General features: G+C 75.7%; 6 protein-coding genes. 5 read left to right on the top strand and 1 reads right to left on the bottom strand.

The features are described from left to right. The first annotated feature begins 196 nt into the window (after positions 1-196). Positions 197-1,603, top strand: coding sequence for a dihydrolipoyl dehydrogenase (gene lpdA, locus OG556_RS02110; RefSeq protein ID WP_371515562.1), 1,407 nt, complete (start codon positions 197-199; stop codon positions 1,601-1,603). Between the two features lie 91 nt (positions 1,604-1,694). Here lpdA and OG556_RS02105 read toward each other — a convergent pair whose 3' ends face one another. Then, entirely contained in the window at positions 1,695-3,278 is a 1,584-nt protein-coding gene (locus OG556_RS02105; RefSeq protein ID WP_371515561.1) for an MFS transporter, read from the bottom strand. Between the two features lie 114 nt (positions 3,279-3,392). On the opposite strand from OG556_RS02105, the gene OG556_RS02100 reads away from it, so the two are divergent. The 4 genes from OG556_RS02100 (at position 3,393) to OG556_RS02085 (ending at position 16,844) form a co-directional block, all read left to right on the top strand. Continuing rightward, a complete protein-coding gene (locus OG556_RS02100; RefSeq protein ID WP_371515560.1) occupies positions 3,393-4,262 on the top strand; it encodes a helix-turn-helix transcriptional regulator in 870 nt (289 codons plus the stop codon). 559 nt (positions 4,263-4,821) lie between these two features. Then, positions 4,822-7,953 (top strand): amino acid adenylation domain-containing protein, encoded by a 3,132-nt coding sequence (locus OG556_RS02095; protein WP_371515559.1) that lies wholly within the window; start codon positions 4,822-4,824, stop codon positions 7,951-7,953. Between the two features lie 63 nt (positions 7,954-8,016). Beyond that, positions 8,017-13,557 carry an amino acid adenylation domain-containing protein gene (locus tag OG556_RS02090; RefSeq protein ID WP_371515558.1) on the top strand — a complete coding sequence of 1,847 codons (5,541 nt, stop codon included), beginning with the start codon at positions 8,017-8,019 and terminating at the stop codon, positions 13,555-13,557. Further along, on the top strand, positions 13,554-16,844 hold the full coding sequence (locus OG556_RS02085; RefSeq protein WP_371515557.1) for an amino acid adenylation domain-containing protein: 3,291 nt from the start codon (positions 13,554-13,556) through the stop codon (positions 16,842-16,844). Before OG556_RS02090 ends, OG556_RS02085 begins: the two co-directional genes overlap by 4 nt. Positions 16,845-16,896: the final 52 nt, after the last annotated feature.

Raw genomic sequence — 16,896 nt, 5'->3', positions numbered from 1 at the left:
CCGGACCTCCCCCGGGCCCCGCCGCCGCCCGGCGAGGTTGCGAGCACCGTAGCCGAGGCCACTGACAATCCGGCCCCGGGCCGGGTACGGTGCCGCGCGGAGCGCATCCGCCGAGACCCGGTGGGTGCGTCGAACCCGGTCCTGACACCATGGGACCGAGATCACGAGCCGTGACACCCTCGGAGGAGTCAGCATCATGAGCACGCACTACGACGTCGTCGTCCTCGGCGCCGGCCCCGGCGGTTACACCGCCGCCGTCCGCTCCGCTCAGCTCGGCCTGAAGACCGCCGTCATCGAGGCCAAGTACTGGGGCGGCGTCTGCCTGAACGTCGGCTGCATCCCCTCCAAGGCCCTGCTGCGCAACGCCGAGCTCGCCCACATCTTCACCAAGGAGGCCAAGACCTTCGGCATCAAGGTCGAGGGCAAGGTGACCTTCGACTTCGGCGAGGCCTTCCGCCGCAGCCGCTCGGTGGCCGACGGCCGGGTCAAGGGCGTCCACTACCTGATGAAGAAGAACGGCATCACCGAGTACGACGGCCGGGGCACCTTCGTCGACGACCACACCCTCCAGGTCGCGCTCAGCGGCGGCGGCTTCGACGTTGTCACCTTCGACCACTGCGTCATCGCCACCGGCGCCACCACCCGGCTGCTGCCCGGCACCAGCCTGAGCGACCGCGTGGTCACCTACGAGGAGCAGATCCTCACCGAGCAGCTGCCGGAGAGCATCATCATCGCGGGCGCCGGCGCGATCGGCGTCGAGTTCGCGTACGTGCTGCACAACTACGGCGTGAAGGTCACCATCGTCGAGTTCCTGGACCGCGTGGTGCCGCTGGAGGACGTCGAGGTCTCCACCGAACTGGCCAAGCAGTACCGCAAGCTCGGCATCGAGGTGCTCACCTCCACCCGGGTCGAGTCGATCGACGACAGCGACCCGAACGCCAAGGTCAAGGTCACCGTCACCAGGGACGGCCGGCAGCAGGTGCTGGAGGCCGACAAGGTGCTCCAGGCGATCGGCTTCGCCCCGCGCGTCAACGGCTACGGCCTGGAGAACGCGGGCGTCAAGCTGACCGACCGCGGCGCCATCGCGGTGGACGGCCGCGGCCGCACCAGCGCCGGGCACATCTTCGCGATCGGCGATGTGACGGCCAAGCTGATGCTCGCGCACGCCGCCGAGACGATGGCCGTGATCGCCGCCGAGACCATCGGCGGGGCGGAGACCATGGAGGTCGACTTCGCCATGATCCCGCGTGCCACCTACTGCCAGCCGCAGATCGCCTCCTTCGGCTACACCGAGGCGCAGGCCCGCGAGCTGGGCCACGACGTCAAGGTCGCCAAGTTCCCGTTCACCGCCAACGGCAAGGCGCACGGGCTCGGCCACCCGATCGGCTTCGTCAAGGTCATCAGCGACGCCGAGCACGGCGAGCTGCTCGGCGCCCACCTGATCGGCCCCGAGGTCACCGAGCTGCTGCCCGAGCTGACCCTGGCCCAGCAGTGGGACCTCACCGTCCACGAGGTGGCCCGCAACGTGCACGCCCACCCCACCCTCGGCGAGGCGGTCAAGGAGGCCATCCACGGCCTCGCCGGCCACATGATCAACATGTGACGCGCGCACCGCACGACGGCAGGGCCCGCCCGACCTCCCGGGCGGGCCCTGCCGTGTTCCGGCGGCCCCGGGCCCCGGCTCCGGCGGCAGGTCAGGCCGACTCGTCCGGCGCCAGGGCGAGGTAGGTGAGCACCGCGCCGAGGGCGGACAGCGCGGCGAGGACCAGCCCGAGGACGTGCAGGGCGTCGGTGAACCCGGCGGCCAGGGCGGCCTGGTGCGCCGCGGCCACCCTGCCGTGGACGGCCTGCCCCGCGAGCCGCGCCGCCTCGGCGGCGGCGAGGCCGCCGCCCAGGTGCGCGGCGGTCAGCGTGCTGAGCAGCGCGGCGGCCCCGGAGACGGCCACGGACTCCCCGGTGATCCGCATCGTGTTGAAGACGCCCGCGGCGGCCCCGGCCTGCTCGGCGGGAACGGTGCCGACGGCCGCGTCGTCCATCACCCCGAAGGCCAGCCCGACCCCCGCCCCGAACGGCAGCAGCGGCATCGCCAGCGCGAGCCACGATCCGTCGCCGCGCACCGTCACCAGCAGCAGGGCGCCCGCCGCGATCAGCGCGGAGGCGGCGGTCAGCACCGCCCGGACGGAGACGGCGGCGGCGAGGCGCCCGGCCACCAACGGCAACAGGAGGACGGGTACCGTCATCGGCAGCAGGAGCAGACCGCTGGTCAGGACGCTCCTGCCGCCCACGCCCTGGAGGTAGGCCGGGAGGTGGACCAGCAGCACGACGAACCCCAGGGTGACGGTGAACGGCTGGCACACCACGGCGAGGAACTCGGGCCTGCGGAACAGCCGGACGTCGACCATGGCGCGCCCGGCCCGGCAGACCTCCACCCCGGCGAACAGGACCAGCAGCAGCACCGCACCCGCCAGCGGCAGCAGCGTGCCCGGCGCCGTCCAGCCGACGGTGCCGGCCTGCACGAGCGCGTACGACAGCGCGGCGAGCCCGCCGGTGAAGCAGACCACCCCGGGCAGGTCGATCCCGGGGTGGTCCGGGTTACGGGACTCCGGGGCCCGGGTGGCGCACAGCCACGCGGGCAGGGCCAGGACGGCGACGAGCAGGAAGACCGACCGCCAGCCGGCCGCCTCCACCAGCAGGCCGGCGGCCGGCGGCCCGATCGCCAGGCCGGTGCCGAAGGAGGTGCCGAGGATCCCGAACGCGAGCCGTCGGCGCCGCCCGGAGGTGGACTGCGCCAGGACCGCCGCGCCCGCCGCCAGCACGGCGGCCGCCCCGCACCCCTGCACCGCCCGGGCGGCGTCGGCCACGGCCATCGACGGCGCGAGCGCCACCACCGCGGACAGCGCGCCGACCAGCGCGATCCCCGACAGCAGCACGCGCCGCCGGCCGATCCGGTCCGCGAGGCCGCCGGCCGCCAGCGGCAGGGCGGCGAAGCTGAGGTTGAAGGCGTTCAGCATCCACTGGGCGGCGCCCACCGAGGAGCCCAGCTGCGCGGTCATGCTGGGCAGCGCCACGGCGGCCCCGGTCACCGAGAACGGCAGCATCATGCTGGCGCAGCCGACCGCGGTGACGGTCGCCCAGTAGCCGCCCGGACCGCCGTCGGTACGCGGCGGGGGAGCGGCCGTGCCCGCCGGGTGCTCGGTCCGGGGCGGCGCGGCGCGGCGGGCGCCTTCGGGACGGGCGCCTTCGGGACGGGCGTCGTCGAGGCGGGGAGAAACAGTCATGGCCCCGATCGTTCGCGGGCGCCGCCGCCGGATGAAGAGAGCGCCGTTCCCTGGGTGTGACAGGGCCACCCTCCGGCCCCCGCACCCCCGTCCGGGCGCCCCATACTGGAACGCATGGCCGAACCGATCACGCTCGCCGCCAGCCTCGGGGACTACCTGCGCACCCGGCGGGCGCTGGTGTCACCCGCGCAGGCGGGGCTGCCGCCGACCGGTCGCCGCCGGGTGCCCGGACTGCGGCGCGAGGAGGTCGCCGAACTGGTCGGCCTCAGCACCGACTACTACGTCCGGCTGGAACAGGGCCGCGCCGAGCGCCCGTCCGACGAGGTGCTCGACGCGCTCGGCCGCGCCCTGCGGCTCGGCCCCGCCGAGCGTGCCCACCTGTACGACCTGGCCCGCCCGCCCCGCCGCTCGGCGGCCAGGGCGGCGGGCGCCGGACGGGACGGCGACGTCCTGCGCCCCGCCCTGCGGCGGGTCGTGGAGGCGATGCCGACCACCCCCGCGCTGATCATGAACGACCGCAACGACGTCCTGGCGTGGAACCGGCCGGCCGCCGCGCTGATCGCCGACTTCCCCGAACTCCCGCCGCGCGAACGCAACCTGGCCCGCCGGATCTTCCTCGACCCGGGCGCGCCGGACGTCCACCTGGACTGGGAGGACACCGCGCGCACCACCGTCGGCATCCTGCGGATGGCCTCCGGCCGACAGCCGCACGATCCCGAACTCGTGCGCCTGATCGGCGAACTGGCACTCGGCAGCGCCGCCTTCCGTCGGTTGTGGGCCGGCCACCACGTGCACGAGAAGACCCACGGCCCCAAGCGCTTCCGGCACCCCGTGGTCGGCGACGTGACGCTCGACTACGAGACCTTCCAGGTGCCCGGCGCCGCGCGCCACCTCCTGGTCGTCTACACGGCCGCGCCCGGGAGCCCGGCCGAGGAGGCGCTCGCCTTCCTCGGCGGCTTCGCGGCCGCTGCCCCGGGCAGGTGAGCCGGGGCCGCCCGGCCCGGGCCTGAACCGCCGCGGGCCTGAACCGCCGCGGGCCTGAACCGCCGCGGGCCTGAACCGCCGCGGGCCTGAACCGCCCCGGGCCTGAACCGCCCCGGGCCTGAACCGCCCCGGGCCTGAACCGCTTCGGCCCTGAACCGCTCCGGGCCCGATTCGCTCCGACGCGGAGCCGCCGTCGTCGCCCCGCCGTGCATGGCGGGCTCGTGGACGGAGTCGGAACGGCGGGATTTCCGCAGGCTGGGCGCGTACATGACGCCTGGTGGGGCGGGTGGAGAACCCTTGACGAGGGGTGGGTTCTCTGCGAATCTCTCGGCAGGTTTGGACCAAGGTCTTTTTCGCGGGGGAGAAGACCGGCTCCGGCCCGGGCGTGCGCAGGGGGGATCTGGGCGGCCGGGAGGGTGGGGGCCGGTGCGGCCGGTCGGCCGGCCAGGGGTGGGCCGGGCGGTATTCGGTGGCCGCGTCACCAGCGGATCCGTGGCGGCAGCGTCGCTGCCCGGTCGCGCGCCCCTACCGTTTCGCCGACTGCCGAATCGAGCCGCAGATGCCTGAGTCGTTCCCCGTGCCCGCGTCGTCCTTCCAGCAGGGCATCTGGCTCACCGAGCAACTCGGGCCCGTGCACGGGGCGTTCCAGATGCCCGTCCGGATCTCCTTCGACCGGGTCGACGTCGAGGCGCTCGGCCGGGCGGTGTCCGTGCTGGCGGACCGTCACAGCGCCCTGTCCGTGGTGTTCGTGGAGCGCGACGGCAAGGTCCTGCTGGAGCGGGGGCCCGCCCCGGGCCTGGAGGTGGTCGACGCCTCCGGGGACCGCGCGGAGGACCTGGAGAAGCGGCTGGCCGAGGAGGTGGCGCGGCCGTTCGACCTGCCGGCCGGACCGCCGGCGCGGTTCACCCTCTACCGCCGCGGGGGCGGGGCGGCGGAGCTGCTGATCGTCGTTCACCACGCGGTGTTCGACGGGGAGTCGAAGGACGTCCTGGTCGCGGGCCTCGCCGAGTCCTGTGCCGAGGTCCGCGACGGGGTCGAGGCCGTCACGCCGCCCGCCCCGCCCTCTTCGCCCGCCCCGCCCGCTCCGGAGCTGGTGCGCCGGGCCGCCGACTGGTACGGCCCGCGCTGGGCCGCCGCGACGGCGCCGGTGCTCCCCGGGCTGCGGCAGGCCGTCACGGCGGCGGGGGCGGGGGAGTCGATCGGCTGGCGGCTGGACGGTCCGGCCCGCGCGCGGCTGGCCGACGCGGCCGGGCGCAGCGGCGTCACCGTCTTCGAGTTCCTGCTCGCCGCGCTGCACGGGCTGCTGCTGCGCTACGGCGGCGAGGCCGTCCCGGTCTCCGTGCCGCTGTCCGTCCGGGCGCCGGAACAGGCCGCCGAGCCGGGGCTGTTCGTCAACGAGCTGCCGGTCCACGCGCCGGCCGGGGCGGGCGTCCGGGACTCCTTCGCGGGCTTCGCCCGGGCCGTCCGCGCCGAGGCGCGCGCCGGGTACCCGTTCCGGGCGGTGCCGTTCGGCGCGGCGGTGGGCGGGCTGACGGCCCGGGTCGGCCTGACCCCGGTGTCGTTCGGGTACCGGCGCGCCCGGGGCGCCGACCCGGTGTTCCCGGGCAGTGCCGTGCGCGTGGACCGGGCCGTGTTCAACGGCGCCGCCCGCAACACGCTCCACCTCCAGGTGGTCGACACCGCCGACGCCCTGGACTGCTCCCTCCAGTACGCCCCGGCGGTCCTGCCGCCGGCCGCCGCCGAGCGCATCGCCGGGCACTACCGGGCGCTGCTCGACGCCGCGACGGCGCGGCCTCAGACGCCGCTGGGCGATCTCGCCCTGCTGGGCGAGGCCGAACGGCACCTGGTGACCACCGGCTGGAACGCCACCGCCCGCGCCTACCCGAGCGACCGCACGGTGCTGGACCTGGTGCGGGAGCGGGCCGCCGAGACACCGGACGCCCCCGCCGTCAGCGCCGCCACCGGGCGGCTGAGCTACCGGGACCTGGTGGCGCGGGTCGACGAACTGGCGGCGGTGCTGCGCGGGGCCGGGGTCGCGGCGGGAGACCTGGTCGCCCTGCACCTGGACCGCTCCGCCGACCTGCCGGCCGTGCTGCTCGCCGTGCACGCCGCCGGGGCCGCCTACCTGCCGCTCGATCCCGGCTACCCCGGCGAGCGCCTGGCGTACCTGCTCGCCGACTCCGGCGCCGTGCTGCTGGTCACCGACCGGGAGCCCGCCCCGGAGCTGGCGGCGGCGGCGCCGGCCGTGCTCCGGCTCGGGACGGACCACCCGGCGCCGACGGCCACCACCACCGCCCCGGCGGCGACGCGGGTCGCCCTCGCCTACGTGCTGTACACCTCCGGCTCCACCGGGCGGCCGAAGGGCGTGGAGATCGGCCACCGGGCGCTGGTGAACCTGCTGGCCTCCTTCGCCGACCAACTCGGCTCGGGGCCCCGCGACGTGTGGCTCGGGCTGACCTCGCTCTCCTTCGACATCTCCGGCCTGGAACTGCTGCTGCCGCTGACCACCGGCGGCCGCCTGGTGCTCGCACCGGACGGCGCCGCGCTGGACGGCCCGGGCCTGCGCGACCTGGTCCGTCGCGAGGGCGTGACCCACGTGCAGGCGACCCCCTCCGGCTGGCGGGTGCTGCTCAGCGCCGGGACGCTGCCGCCGGGGCTGACCGCGCTGGTCGGCGGCGAGGCGCTGCCGCTGCCGCTGGCCCGTGAACTGCGGGCCGGCGTCGCCAGGTTGTTCAACGTCTACGGGCCCACCGAGACGACGATCTGGTCCACCTGCGCGGAGGTCCCGGCCGGGCCGGAGGCCGTGCTGATCGGCCGGCCGATCGCCAACACCCGGGCGTACGTCCTGGACGCGGACCGCCGGCCGCTGCCGGTCGGGGTGCCCGGCGAGCTCCACCTCGGGGGCGACGGGGTCGCGGAGGGCTACCGGGGCCTTCCCGACCTGACCGCCGAGCGCTTCACCGCGGACCCGTTCGCCGGCACCCCGACCACTGAGGGCCTGTCCGCCGAGACGCCGGCCCCCGGCCCCCGGATGTACCGCACCGGCGACCTCGCCGCCTGGACCGAGGACGGCGAACTGGCCTTCCACGGCCGGGCCGACGACCAGGTCAAGATCCGCGGCCACCGGATCGAACCCGGCGAGATCGAGGCGGCGCTGCTGGAGCACCCGGCGGTCGCCGAGGCGGCCGTCACGGTGCGCGAGGAGAGCCCGGGGGAATCCGGGCTGGTCGGCTACCACGTCCCGGCGCCCGGAGCAGGCCCGGCGGACGCCGCCGACCTGCGGGACCACCTGCTGCGCACCCTGCCCGCCGTCATGGTGCCCCGGCGGTTCGTCGCCCTGGACCGCCTGCCGCTCACCCCGAACGGCAAGCTCGACCGCCGCGCCCTGCCCGCCCCGCCGCCCGCGGCCCCCGCGGCCGGACCGCCGTCGGCAGCCCCCGGCGCCGCCCCGGCGGAGGCGGAGGTCCGCGACGACGTCGCCGAAGCCGTCCTGGCGATCTGGTCCGAGGTGCTGGGCCTGCCCGAGGTCGGCCCGGACGACGACCTCTTCGAGTTCGGCGGGCACTCGCTGACGATCATCCAGATCACCGCGCGGATCCGTGCCGCGCTCGGGGTGGAGCTCGACTTCGACCTGTTCTTCGACACCTCGACCCCGGCCGGGATCGCCGCGGCCGTCCGCGAGCGCCGCTGACCACGGGCGAGTACCCCTGCGCTCCCCCTCCCGCCCCCCGCCTCCCGCCCGAATGGACCGCCGATGACCGACATCCAGGACCCGCCCGCCGACTGGTCCGCCACCAAACGCGCCCTGCTCGCCCAGCGACTGCGCGGCGCCGCCGCGCCCCGGCGCACCGTCGAGCCGCGCCCCGAGGGCAGCGCACCGCCGCTGTCCAGCGGGCAGGAACGGCTCTGGTTCATGGACCAGTTCACACCGGGCGGGACGGCCTACGCGCTGGCACCGGCCCGCCGACTGCGCGGTCCGCTGGACCGCCCGGCGCTCGACCGCGCCCTGGCCGACCTGGTGAACCGCCACGAGGGCCTGCGGATGTCGTTCCCGACCACGGAGCACGGCACCGCCGAGGTCGCCATCGCCGAACCGGGCCCCTTCCCGGCCGAGTTCGTGGACGCGGCCGACGATCCGGACCCCCGGCGAAGAGCCGCCGACGAGATCGGCGCGCTGGTCGCCCGCCCCTTCGACCTGGCGCACGGCCCCCTCCTGCGGGCGCTGCTGGTCCGGCTCGCCGACGAGGACCACGTGCTCGCCCTGGTGATGCACCACATCGTCTGCGACGGCTGGTCCATCGACATCCTGAACCGCGAACTGGACGCGCTCTACGCCCAGCACGCCCACCGCACCCCCGCCGAACTCCCGGAGCTGCCCGTACAGTTCGGCGACTACGCGCACTGGCAGCGGGAGCGGCTGGCCGGCGGCGCGCTGGCCGCCTCCCGGGACCACTGGCGCACCGAACTCGCCGACGTCCCGGCACTGGAACTGCCCGTCGACCGCCCGCGTCCGCCGGTGCTCACCTTCGACGGCGCCGCCCTGGAACTGCACTGGAGCCCGGAGCTGGTGCGGGCCATCGCCGAGTGCGCCCGCGCCCACGGGGCGTCGACGTACATGGTGCTGATGGCGGGCCTCCAGGTGCTGCTGGGGCGGCACTCCGGGCAGCGGGACTTCGCCGTCGGCTCGGCGGTGGCCGGGCGCCTGCACCGTGAACTGGAGGGCGTGGTCGGGGCGTTCGTCAACATGCTGCCGATCCGGGCCCGGCTGGAGCCGGGGCAGAGCTTCGCGGGCCTGATCGGGCGGGTGCGGGAGACGACGCTCGACGCCTACACCCACCAGGAGGTGCCGTTCGAGCAGATGGTGGCGGACCTGGACGTCGAACGGGACGTCAGCCGCTCGGCGGTGTTCCAGGTGACCTTCGCGTTCCAGAACTACGGGGACCGCGCCGCCCCCACCGCGCCCGCCGCGGCGGCGGAGGGGTTCGGCTACGAGGCCACCACGACCCACGCCGACCTCGCCTTCTACCTGCGGGAGAAGAAGGACGGCGGGCTCTACGGCCTGATCACCTACCGGACCGACCTCTTCGAGGCCGACACCGTACGGCGGCTCGCCGAGCGCTTCGAGGTGCTGATGGCGGCGGCGACGGCGGATCCGGCGCAGCCCGTCGACGGCCTGCCGATGCTGACCGGGCCGGAGCGCCGGGACGTGGTCGAGCGCTGGGCGGCGGGCCCCGAACTGCTCGCGCCCGAGGCCGGCCCCGGGACGCTGACCGGGCTGCTCGCCGAGGCGGCGCGCGGCGCGGGCGACCGCCCGGCACTGGTCTTCGACGGCCGCACCCTCTCCTACCGTGAACTCGAAGCCCGGGCCACCGTCCTGGCCCGCCGGCTGCGGGCGCTGGGCGTCGGCCCGGACGACCGGGTGGCGGTGTGCCTGGAGCAGTCCCCGGACCTGGCGGCGGCCCTGGTCGGCGTCCTGAAGGCCGGCGGCGGCTACCTGCCGCTGGACCCGGAACAGCCGCCCGCGCGGCTCTCCCACCTGGTGGCGGACGCGGGCGTGCGGGTGCTGGTCACGGACTCGCGGCTGCGGGCGGCGTTCGCCGGCTACGACGGCGCCGAGCTGCTCGTCGACCGGGAGCCGGTCGGTCATGATGAACTCCCCTTGGAGGAAGCCCCGTTGGCGGAGACGTCCGGGCCGGACGACCTCGCCTACGTGATCTACACCTCCGGCTCGACCGGGCAGCCCAAGGGCGTGGCGGTGCAGCACCGCCAGATCCTCAACTACCTGGCCGGCGTGCGGGAACGCCTGCGGATCGAGCCCGGTGCGGCCTACGGGCTGCTGCAGTCCCTGTCCTTCGACTTCAGCATCACCATGCTGTACCTGGCGCTGACCACCGGCGGCCGGGTGCACCTGCTGCCGCGCCGCATCGCCGGCGCCGAACTCGCCGAGCACATCGAGGAGTCGGGCATCGACTACCTCAAGATGACGCCGTCGCACCTGGCCGCGCTGACCGCCGACGTGGACGCGGAGCGGCTGCTCCCGCGCCGGGCCCTGGTGCTCGGCGGCGAGGCCTCGCCCTGGGCCTGGGCGGCGGACCTCGCCGGCCGGGGCCGCTGCGCCGTGTTCAACCACTACGGGCCGACCGAGGCGACGGTCGGCGTCACCGTCCACGAGGTCCTGCCGGGCCCGGCAGGACCCGGCAGCACGCCGATCGGCACCCCGCTCGCGGGCGCCCGCTGCTACGTACTGGACGAGGCCCGCCGACCGGTGCCGCCCGGGGTGGTGGGCGAGCTCTACCTCGGCGGGGACCGGCTCGCCCGCGGCTACCTGGGCCGCCCCGACCTGACGGCGGAACGTTTCGTCGAGGACCCGTTCGCCGACGGGCGGATGTACCGCACCGGCGACCTGGCCCGCTGGCGGCCGGACGGCACGCTGGAGTACCTGGGCCGCGCCGACGACCAGATCAAGGTCCGCGGCTACCGGGTCGAGCCCGGTGAGATCGAGGCCGCGCTCACCGCGCTGCCCGGCATCACCCAGGCGCTCGTGACGCTCCGGGGCGAGGGCGTCCGCGAGAACCTCGTCGCCTACCTCGAACACCCCGGCGCCGCCCCCGCCCCGACCGCCGCCGAACTGCGGGAGGCGCTGGGCGCCGTCCTGCCGGACTACCTCGTCCCGGCCCGCTACGTCGTCCTCGACGCACTGCCCCTGCTGGCCCACGGCAAGGTCGACCGCAAGGCGCTGCCCGAACCCGAGGACCCGGCGCCGACCGGCGGACACGTCGAACCCGACGGCGAGGCCGAGACGGCGATCGCCGCGATCTGGGCCCAGGTGCTCGGCATCGAACGGGTCGGCGCGCTCGACGACTTCTTCGACCTCGGCGGCCACTCCCTGCTCGCCACCCAGGTCGTCGCCCGCCTGCGCCGGGCCTTCCCGGAGCTGCCCGCCCCCATCGGCGTGATGGACCTGTTCACCCACTCCACCGTCCGCCGGCTCGCCGCCCTGGTCGCCGACCCGACCGCCGAACGCGGCCCCGGCGGCCTGCTCCACCGGCTCACCCCGCCGAGGCTGCGCACCACCGCCAGCGTCATCTGCGCCCCCTACGGCGGCGGCAGCGCGCTCATCTACAAGCCGCTCGCCGACGCCCTGCCCGAGGACTGGGCGCTGTACTCGATCGCCGTCCCGGGGCACGAACTCGGCGAGGAGGCGATGGACATCGACGAGGTCGCCGCGACCTGCGCCCGCGAGATCGTCGAGAACGTCCCCGGCCCGATCGTGCTGTACGGGCACTGCGGCGTCGGCGTCCGCCTGGCCGTGGAGATCGCCCGGCAGGTCGAGGCCGCCGGCCGGGAGATCGACGCCGTCCACCTCGGCGGCATCTTCCCCTTCGCCCGCCCCCGGGGCCGCGGCGCCGCCGTCGGCGAACGCTGGGCCGACCTCACCGACCGGCTGCGCAACGACCAGGGCATGATCAACGCCCTGGCCGCCGCCGGGCTGGACACCGACGAGGTCGACGCCGAGCAACTGCGGCTGATCGTGCGCAACCGCCGCACCGGCACCAAGGACGCCGAACGCTACTTCACCCGGCTGTTCGACAGCGAGGACGGCCGGATCAGGGCCCCGATCATCGCCGTCTGCGGCGAGCGCGACCCGGCGACGGACTTCTACCAGGAGCGCTACCGGGAGTGGCACCGGCTCACCGACACCGCCGCGGTCGTCGTGCTCGACGAGGCCGGCCACTTCTACCTCAAGTACCGGGCCGCCGAACTCGCGGAGATCCTCACCCGCGTCCACCGCTCGATCGCCGACGGCCAGGAGGAACGGCACCACCGCAGCGACGGTGCGACCTGGTGGCTGGCCGGGCTCTCCCGGGGCGACGGCGCGCCACGGGCGGAGCAGGCCCCGCTGCGACCGACCATGCGCCGCTTCCTCACCGTCGCCTCCGGGCAGCAGGCGTCGATGATCGGATCGGCGCTCACCGAGTTCGCCCTCCCGGTCTGGATCTACCTGCGCACCGGCTCCCTGGCCCAGTTCGGGCTGCTGGCCGCCTGCGGACTCGTCCCCGGCATCCTCGCCGCACCGATCGCGGGCGCCGTCGTCGACCGGGGCGACCGGCGCCGGATCATGCTCTACGGCGACCTCGCCGCGGGCGCCACCCAGGCGCTCCTGCTCCTGCTCCACCTCACCGGAAGCCTCCAGGTCTGGCACGCCTACGTGCTCATCGGCGTGCTCTCCACCGCGCTCACCTTCCAACGGCTCGCCTGGAACGCCGCGGTGCCCCAGCTCGTCCCCAAGCGCTACCTCGGCCGGGCCAACGGCCTGGTGCAGATGGCCTTCGGCCTCGCCCAGTTCCTCGTCCCGCTGTTCGCCGTCGGCCTGCTCGCCGCGATCGGCCTCGGCGGCATCCTCACCCTCGACGTCGTCAGCTACGGCGCCGCCCTCGCCGTCACCCTGGCGGTCCGCTTCCCCGACCTGATGGGCGCCAGCCGGCGCGAGAGCGTCTCCGCCGAGATCCGCGAGGGCTTCCGGAGAGCCCTCGGCAGCCGGCACTTCCGGGCCATGCTGCTGTTCTTCGCGGTGCTGAACATCTTCCTCTCCCCGCTGTTCCTGCTCACCACCCCGCTGGTGCTCTCCTTCGCCCCGCTCGCGGCGGCCGGCTGGGTGTCGACGGCGGCCGGCCTCGGGGCCGTGCTCGGCGGGCTCACCCTGCTCGCCTGGGGCGGGCCGCGCCACCTGCGGCTGCGCGGGGTGCTGCTCGCCACCCTGGCCCTGGCCGGGGCGTGCCTGGTCACCGGGCTGCGCCCGTCGCTGGTCGTGGTCGCCCTCGGCGCGTTCGGCATGGCCTTCGGCCTGGCCCTGGTCAACGGCGTCTACGCGACCATCGTGCAGACCAAGGTGCCGCTGCGCTTCCACGGCCGGGTGATCGCCGTGAACACCATGGTCGCCTGGTCGACCCTGCCGGTCGGCTTCGCCCTGGTCGCCCCGCTCGGGCCCCGGCTGCTCCAGCCGCTGATGGACCACGACGGCGCCCTGGCCCCGACCGTTGGCCGGCTCATCGGCACCGGCGACGGCCGCGGCATCGGGCTGCTCTACCTGCTGTTCGGCCTCGCCATGGCCACCCTGGTGCTGGTCTGCCTGGCCGTGCCCGTGCTGCGCCACTTCGACCGGGACGTCCCCGACGCCGAGCCCGACGACCTGGTCGGGCTGAAGACCCTCCAGGACCGGGCCGCGACCGCCCCTGCTGCCCCCGACGCCCTAGCCGCCCCGCGCCGCTCCGAGACCGAGGTGACCGTCCGGTGACCACCGCCATCCACCCGCTGACCGACGAACAGCGCCGACTCTGGTTCCTCCAGCAACTCCACCCGGACGACGCCGGTTTCAACATGTACCTCAACCGGAGGTGGACCGGGCCGATCGACCCGGAGGCCCTGCGCACCGCGCTGCACCGGCTGACGGCGCGGCACGAGATCCTGCGCACCCGCTTCGCGCTCGGCGCCGCCGCAGGGCCCGGAGCCACGGACGGGGAAGAGCCCGTCCAGCTCGTCCAGCCCCCGGCCGTGATCGACCTCGCGTCGGTCCGGCTGCCCGAGGGCGCGACCGAGGCCGAGTTCACCGACGCCTGCCGCCCGTACGTCAACGCGCCCTTCGACCTCGCCGCCGGGCCGCCGCTGCGGGCGGCGCTGATCAGCGCGGGGGAGGGTGAGCACGCGCTCTGCGTCGTCGTCCACCACATCGTCTCGGACGGCTGGTCGTTCCGGACGATGTGGCGCGAACTGCTCGCGCTCTACCGCGAGGCGATCGGCGAGGCCCCCGCCGAACTGCCCGAACTCCCACTCCAGTACGGCGACTTCGCCCGCGCCGAGCAGGCCAGGACGGCCGGCGGGGCGGGCGAGGAGGCGTTCCGCTACTGGGCGGAGAGACTGGCCGGCACCGGGACGCTGCGCCTGCCGCTCGACCACCCGAGGCCGGCCGACCCGGCCCGCCCCGCAGGGTTCGCCACCGTCCGCCTCGACCCCGAACTGACCGCCGCCCTGGACCAGTTGGCGCGACAGGAGCGGTGCACCCCGTTCATGGTGCTGCTGGCCGGGTACCAGTACGTGCTCGCGCGCTGGACCGGCTGCCGGGACTTCGTGGTCGGCACCCCGCTGGCCGGCCGCAACGAGGCCGCGCACGAGGCGCTGCTCGGCTACTTCAGCCGGACGGCGGTGATCCGGGCCGACCTCACCGGTGACCCCGATTTCCGCACCGTGCTGCGGCGCACCCGCTCGGCCACGCTCGCCGCGCTGGGCCACCAGGACGTGCCGGTCGAACGGCTCGCCGGCCACCTCGGCCTGCCCGCGGAGCCCGGCGCCGGACCGCTGTACCGGGCCGTCTTCGTCCACCAGAGCCAGTACGACCTGGCGGGCGGCCCCGGCGCGCCCGCCCTGCCCGCGGGCGTCCGCACCGCGAGCATGGACTCCGGCTTCGAGCAGGCCAAGACCGACCTGCTGCTGGACAGTTGGCGCACCGCCGACGGCGGGATCACGCTGTCCTTCTGCTTCGACCGCGAGGTGCTGGACCGGGAGACCGTCGAAGCCCTCGGCGAGCGGTGCCGCGCCCTGTTCGCCCGGGTGGTCGACGACCCGCGGCTCGCGCTGCACGGGGACTGGCTGGTCGGGCCCGAGGAGCGGGCGGAACTGCTCGCACTGGGGGCGGGCCCGGCGGGCCCGCCGCCGCAGGAGGCCCGGACGGTGCTGGAGCGGTTCGCCGAGCAGGCCGCCGCCCGCCCGGACACCCCGGCGCTGGAGTGCGACGGCCGGAGCCTGACCTACGGCGAACTCGACCGGCGCTCCAGTGCGTTGGCGCGGCGGCTCGGTCGGGTGGCGGGCCGGGTCGTGGCGGTGTCGATGCCGCCCTCCTTCGACCTGGTCGTCGCCCTGACCGCGATCTGGAAGGCCGGCGCCGCCTACCTGCCGCTCGATCCGGCCCACCCCGAGGAACGCCGCCGGCTGATGGTGCGCGAGGCCGACGCCGCCCTGGTCCTCACCGGCGTCGACCCGGCGATCGACGGCCCCGGGCACGACGGTCCCGACCACGCGGACTCCGACCACGCGGACTCCGACCACGCCGACCCCGGCCGCGCCGAGCCCGCCCACGCCGAACCGGTCCTGTCGGACCCCTGGGGCCCGGCCTACGTGCTCTACACCTCCGGCTCCACCGGCGCGCCCAAGGCCGTCGCCGTCGACCACGCCGCGCTCGCCGCGCGGGTGGCCTGGATGGCCGGGCCCGACGGCTACGCGCTCGGACCAGCCGACCGGATCGTCCAGTTCGCCTCGCTCGGCTTCGACACCCACGTCGAGGAGCTCTGGCCCGCGCTCGCCTCCGGGGCCTGCGTCGTCCTGCTGCCCGGCGGCGGCCGCACCCTGCCCGACCTGCTGGGCGGCCCGCACGGCGACACCGTCACCGTGCTCGACCTGCCCACGGCCTACTGGGAGGAGCTCGTCGGCCTCGGCGAGCAGACCCGCTGGCCGGCCGCGCTGCGCCTGCAGATCCTCGGCGGCTCCCAGGTGGGCGCCGACGCCGTCGACCGGTGGCGGCAGCGGCACGGCGACGCCGTCCGGCTGGTCAACACCTACGGCCCCACCGAGGCCACCGTCATCGTCACCGCGACCGACCTGACGGTGGCTGACACCGCCCGCCGGCCCGCGCTGGGCCGCCCGCTGCCCGGCGTCCGGCTCCACGTGCTGGACGAGCGCGGCGCCCTGCTGCCGCGCGGCTCCGAGGGCGAGCTGTACCTCGGCGGCGTCGGGCTGGCGCGCGGCTACCTGGGCCGGCCCGACCTGACGGCGGCCGCCTTCGTGCCCGACCCGTTCACCGGCGACCCGTCGAGTGGCGACCCGTACACCGCCGAGCCGTCGAGCGCCGACCCGCTCACCGGCGGCCGGATGTACCGCACCGGCGACCGGGTCCGCTGGCGCTCGGACGGGCAGCTGGAGTACCTGGGGCGCGGCGACGGCCAGCTGAAGCTGCGCGGCTACCGGATCGAACCCGCCGAGATCGAGTCCGCCCTGACCGCGCACCCGGCCGTCGCCCAGGCCGCGGTGCTGCTGCGCGACGGCCGGCGGCTGCTGGCGTACGCGGTGCCCCGCCCGGGTGCCCGGCCCGGCCCGGTGGAGCTGCGCGAGCACCTGGCCCGGCGGCTGCCCGCCTACCTGGTGCCGGACGCCGTGGTGCTGTTGGACCGGCTGCCGCTGACCGCGAACGGCAAGCCCGACCCGGCGGCCCTGCCCGACCCCGAACCGGCTGCGGGGGCCCGCTACCTCGCGCCGCGCACCGACGCCGAACACCTGGTCACCGAGCTGTGGCAGGAGGTGCTGGGCGTGCCCAGGGTCGGGGTGCTCGACGACTTCTTCGCGCTCGGCGGGGACTCCCTGCTGGTCACCCGGGTCGCCGCGCGGATCCGGTCCGGGCTCGGCCTCGACGTGCCGATCCGGGACGTCTTCGAGAGCAGCACCCCGGCCGTCCTGGCGGCCCGGATCGAGGCGCTGCTGATCGCCGAGATCGACGGCCTCACCGAGGCGGAGGCCGCCGGCCGGCTCACCGGCTGAGGGCACCGCCGGCGGCACCCCCCGCCCCCGCCCCCAACGCGGGGGCGGGGGC

Source organism: Kitasatospora sp. NBC_01300 (assembly GCF_041435235.1).
GTDB lineage: Bacteria > Actinomycetota > Actinomycetes > Streptomycetales > Streptomycetaceae > Kitasatospora.
Note: the sequence above shows the minus strand (reverse complement) of the source record. Positions and strands in the feature narration are given on the sequence as shown.

What these genes read in the sequence shown, in the direction of transcription:
- lpdA (WP_371515562.1), top strand. Translation starts at nt 197, where the DNA reads ATGAGCACGCACTACGACGTCGTCGTCCTCGGCGCCGGCCCCGGCGGT.
- OG556_RS02105 (WP_371515561.1), bottom strand. Translation starts at nt 3,278, where the DNA reads ATGACTGTTTCTCCCCGCCTCGACGACGCCCGTCCCGAAGGCGCCCGT.
- OG556_RS02100 (WP_371515560.1), top strand. Translation starts at nt 3,393, where the DNA reads ATGGCCGAACCGATCACGCTCGCCGCCAGCCTCGGGGACTACCTGCGC.
- OG556_RS02095 (WP_371515559.1), top strand. Translation starts at nt 4,822, where the DNA reads ATGCCTGAGTCGTTCCCCGTGCCCGCGTCGTCCTTCCAGCAGGGCATC.
- OG556_RS02090 (WP_371515558.1), top strand. Translation starts at nt 8,017, where the DNA reads ATGACCGACATCCAGGACCCGCCCGCCGACTGGTCCGCCACCAAACGC.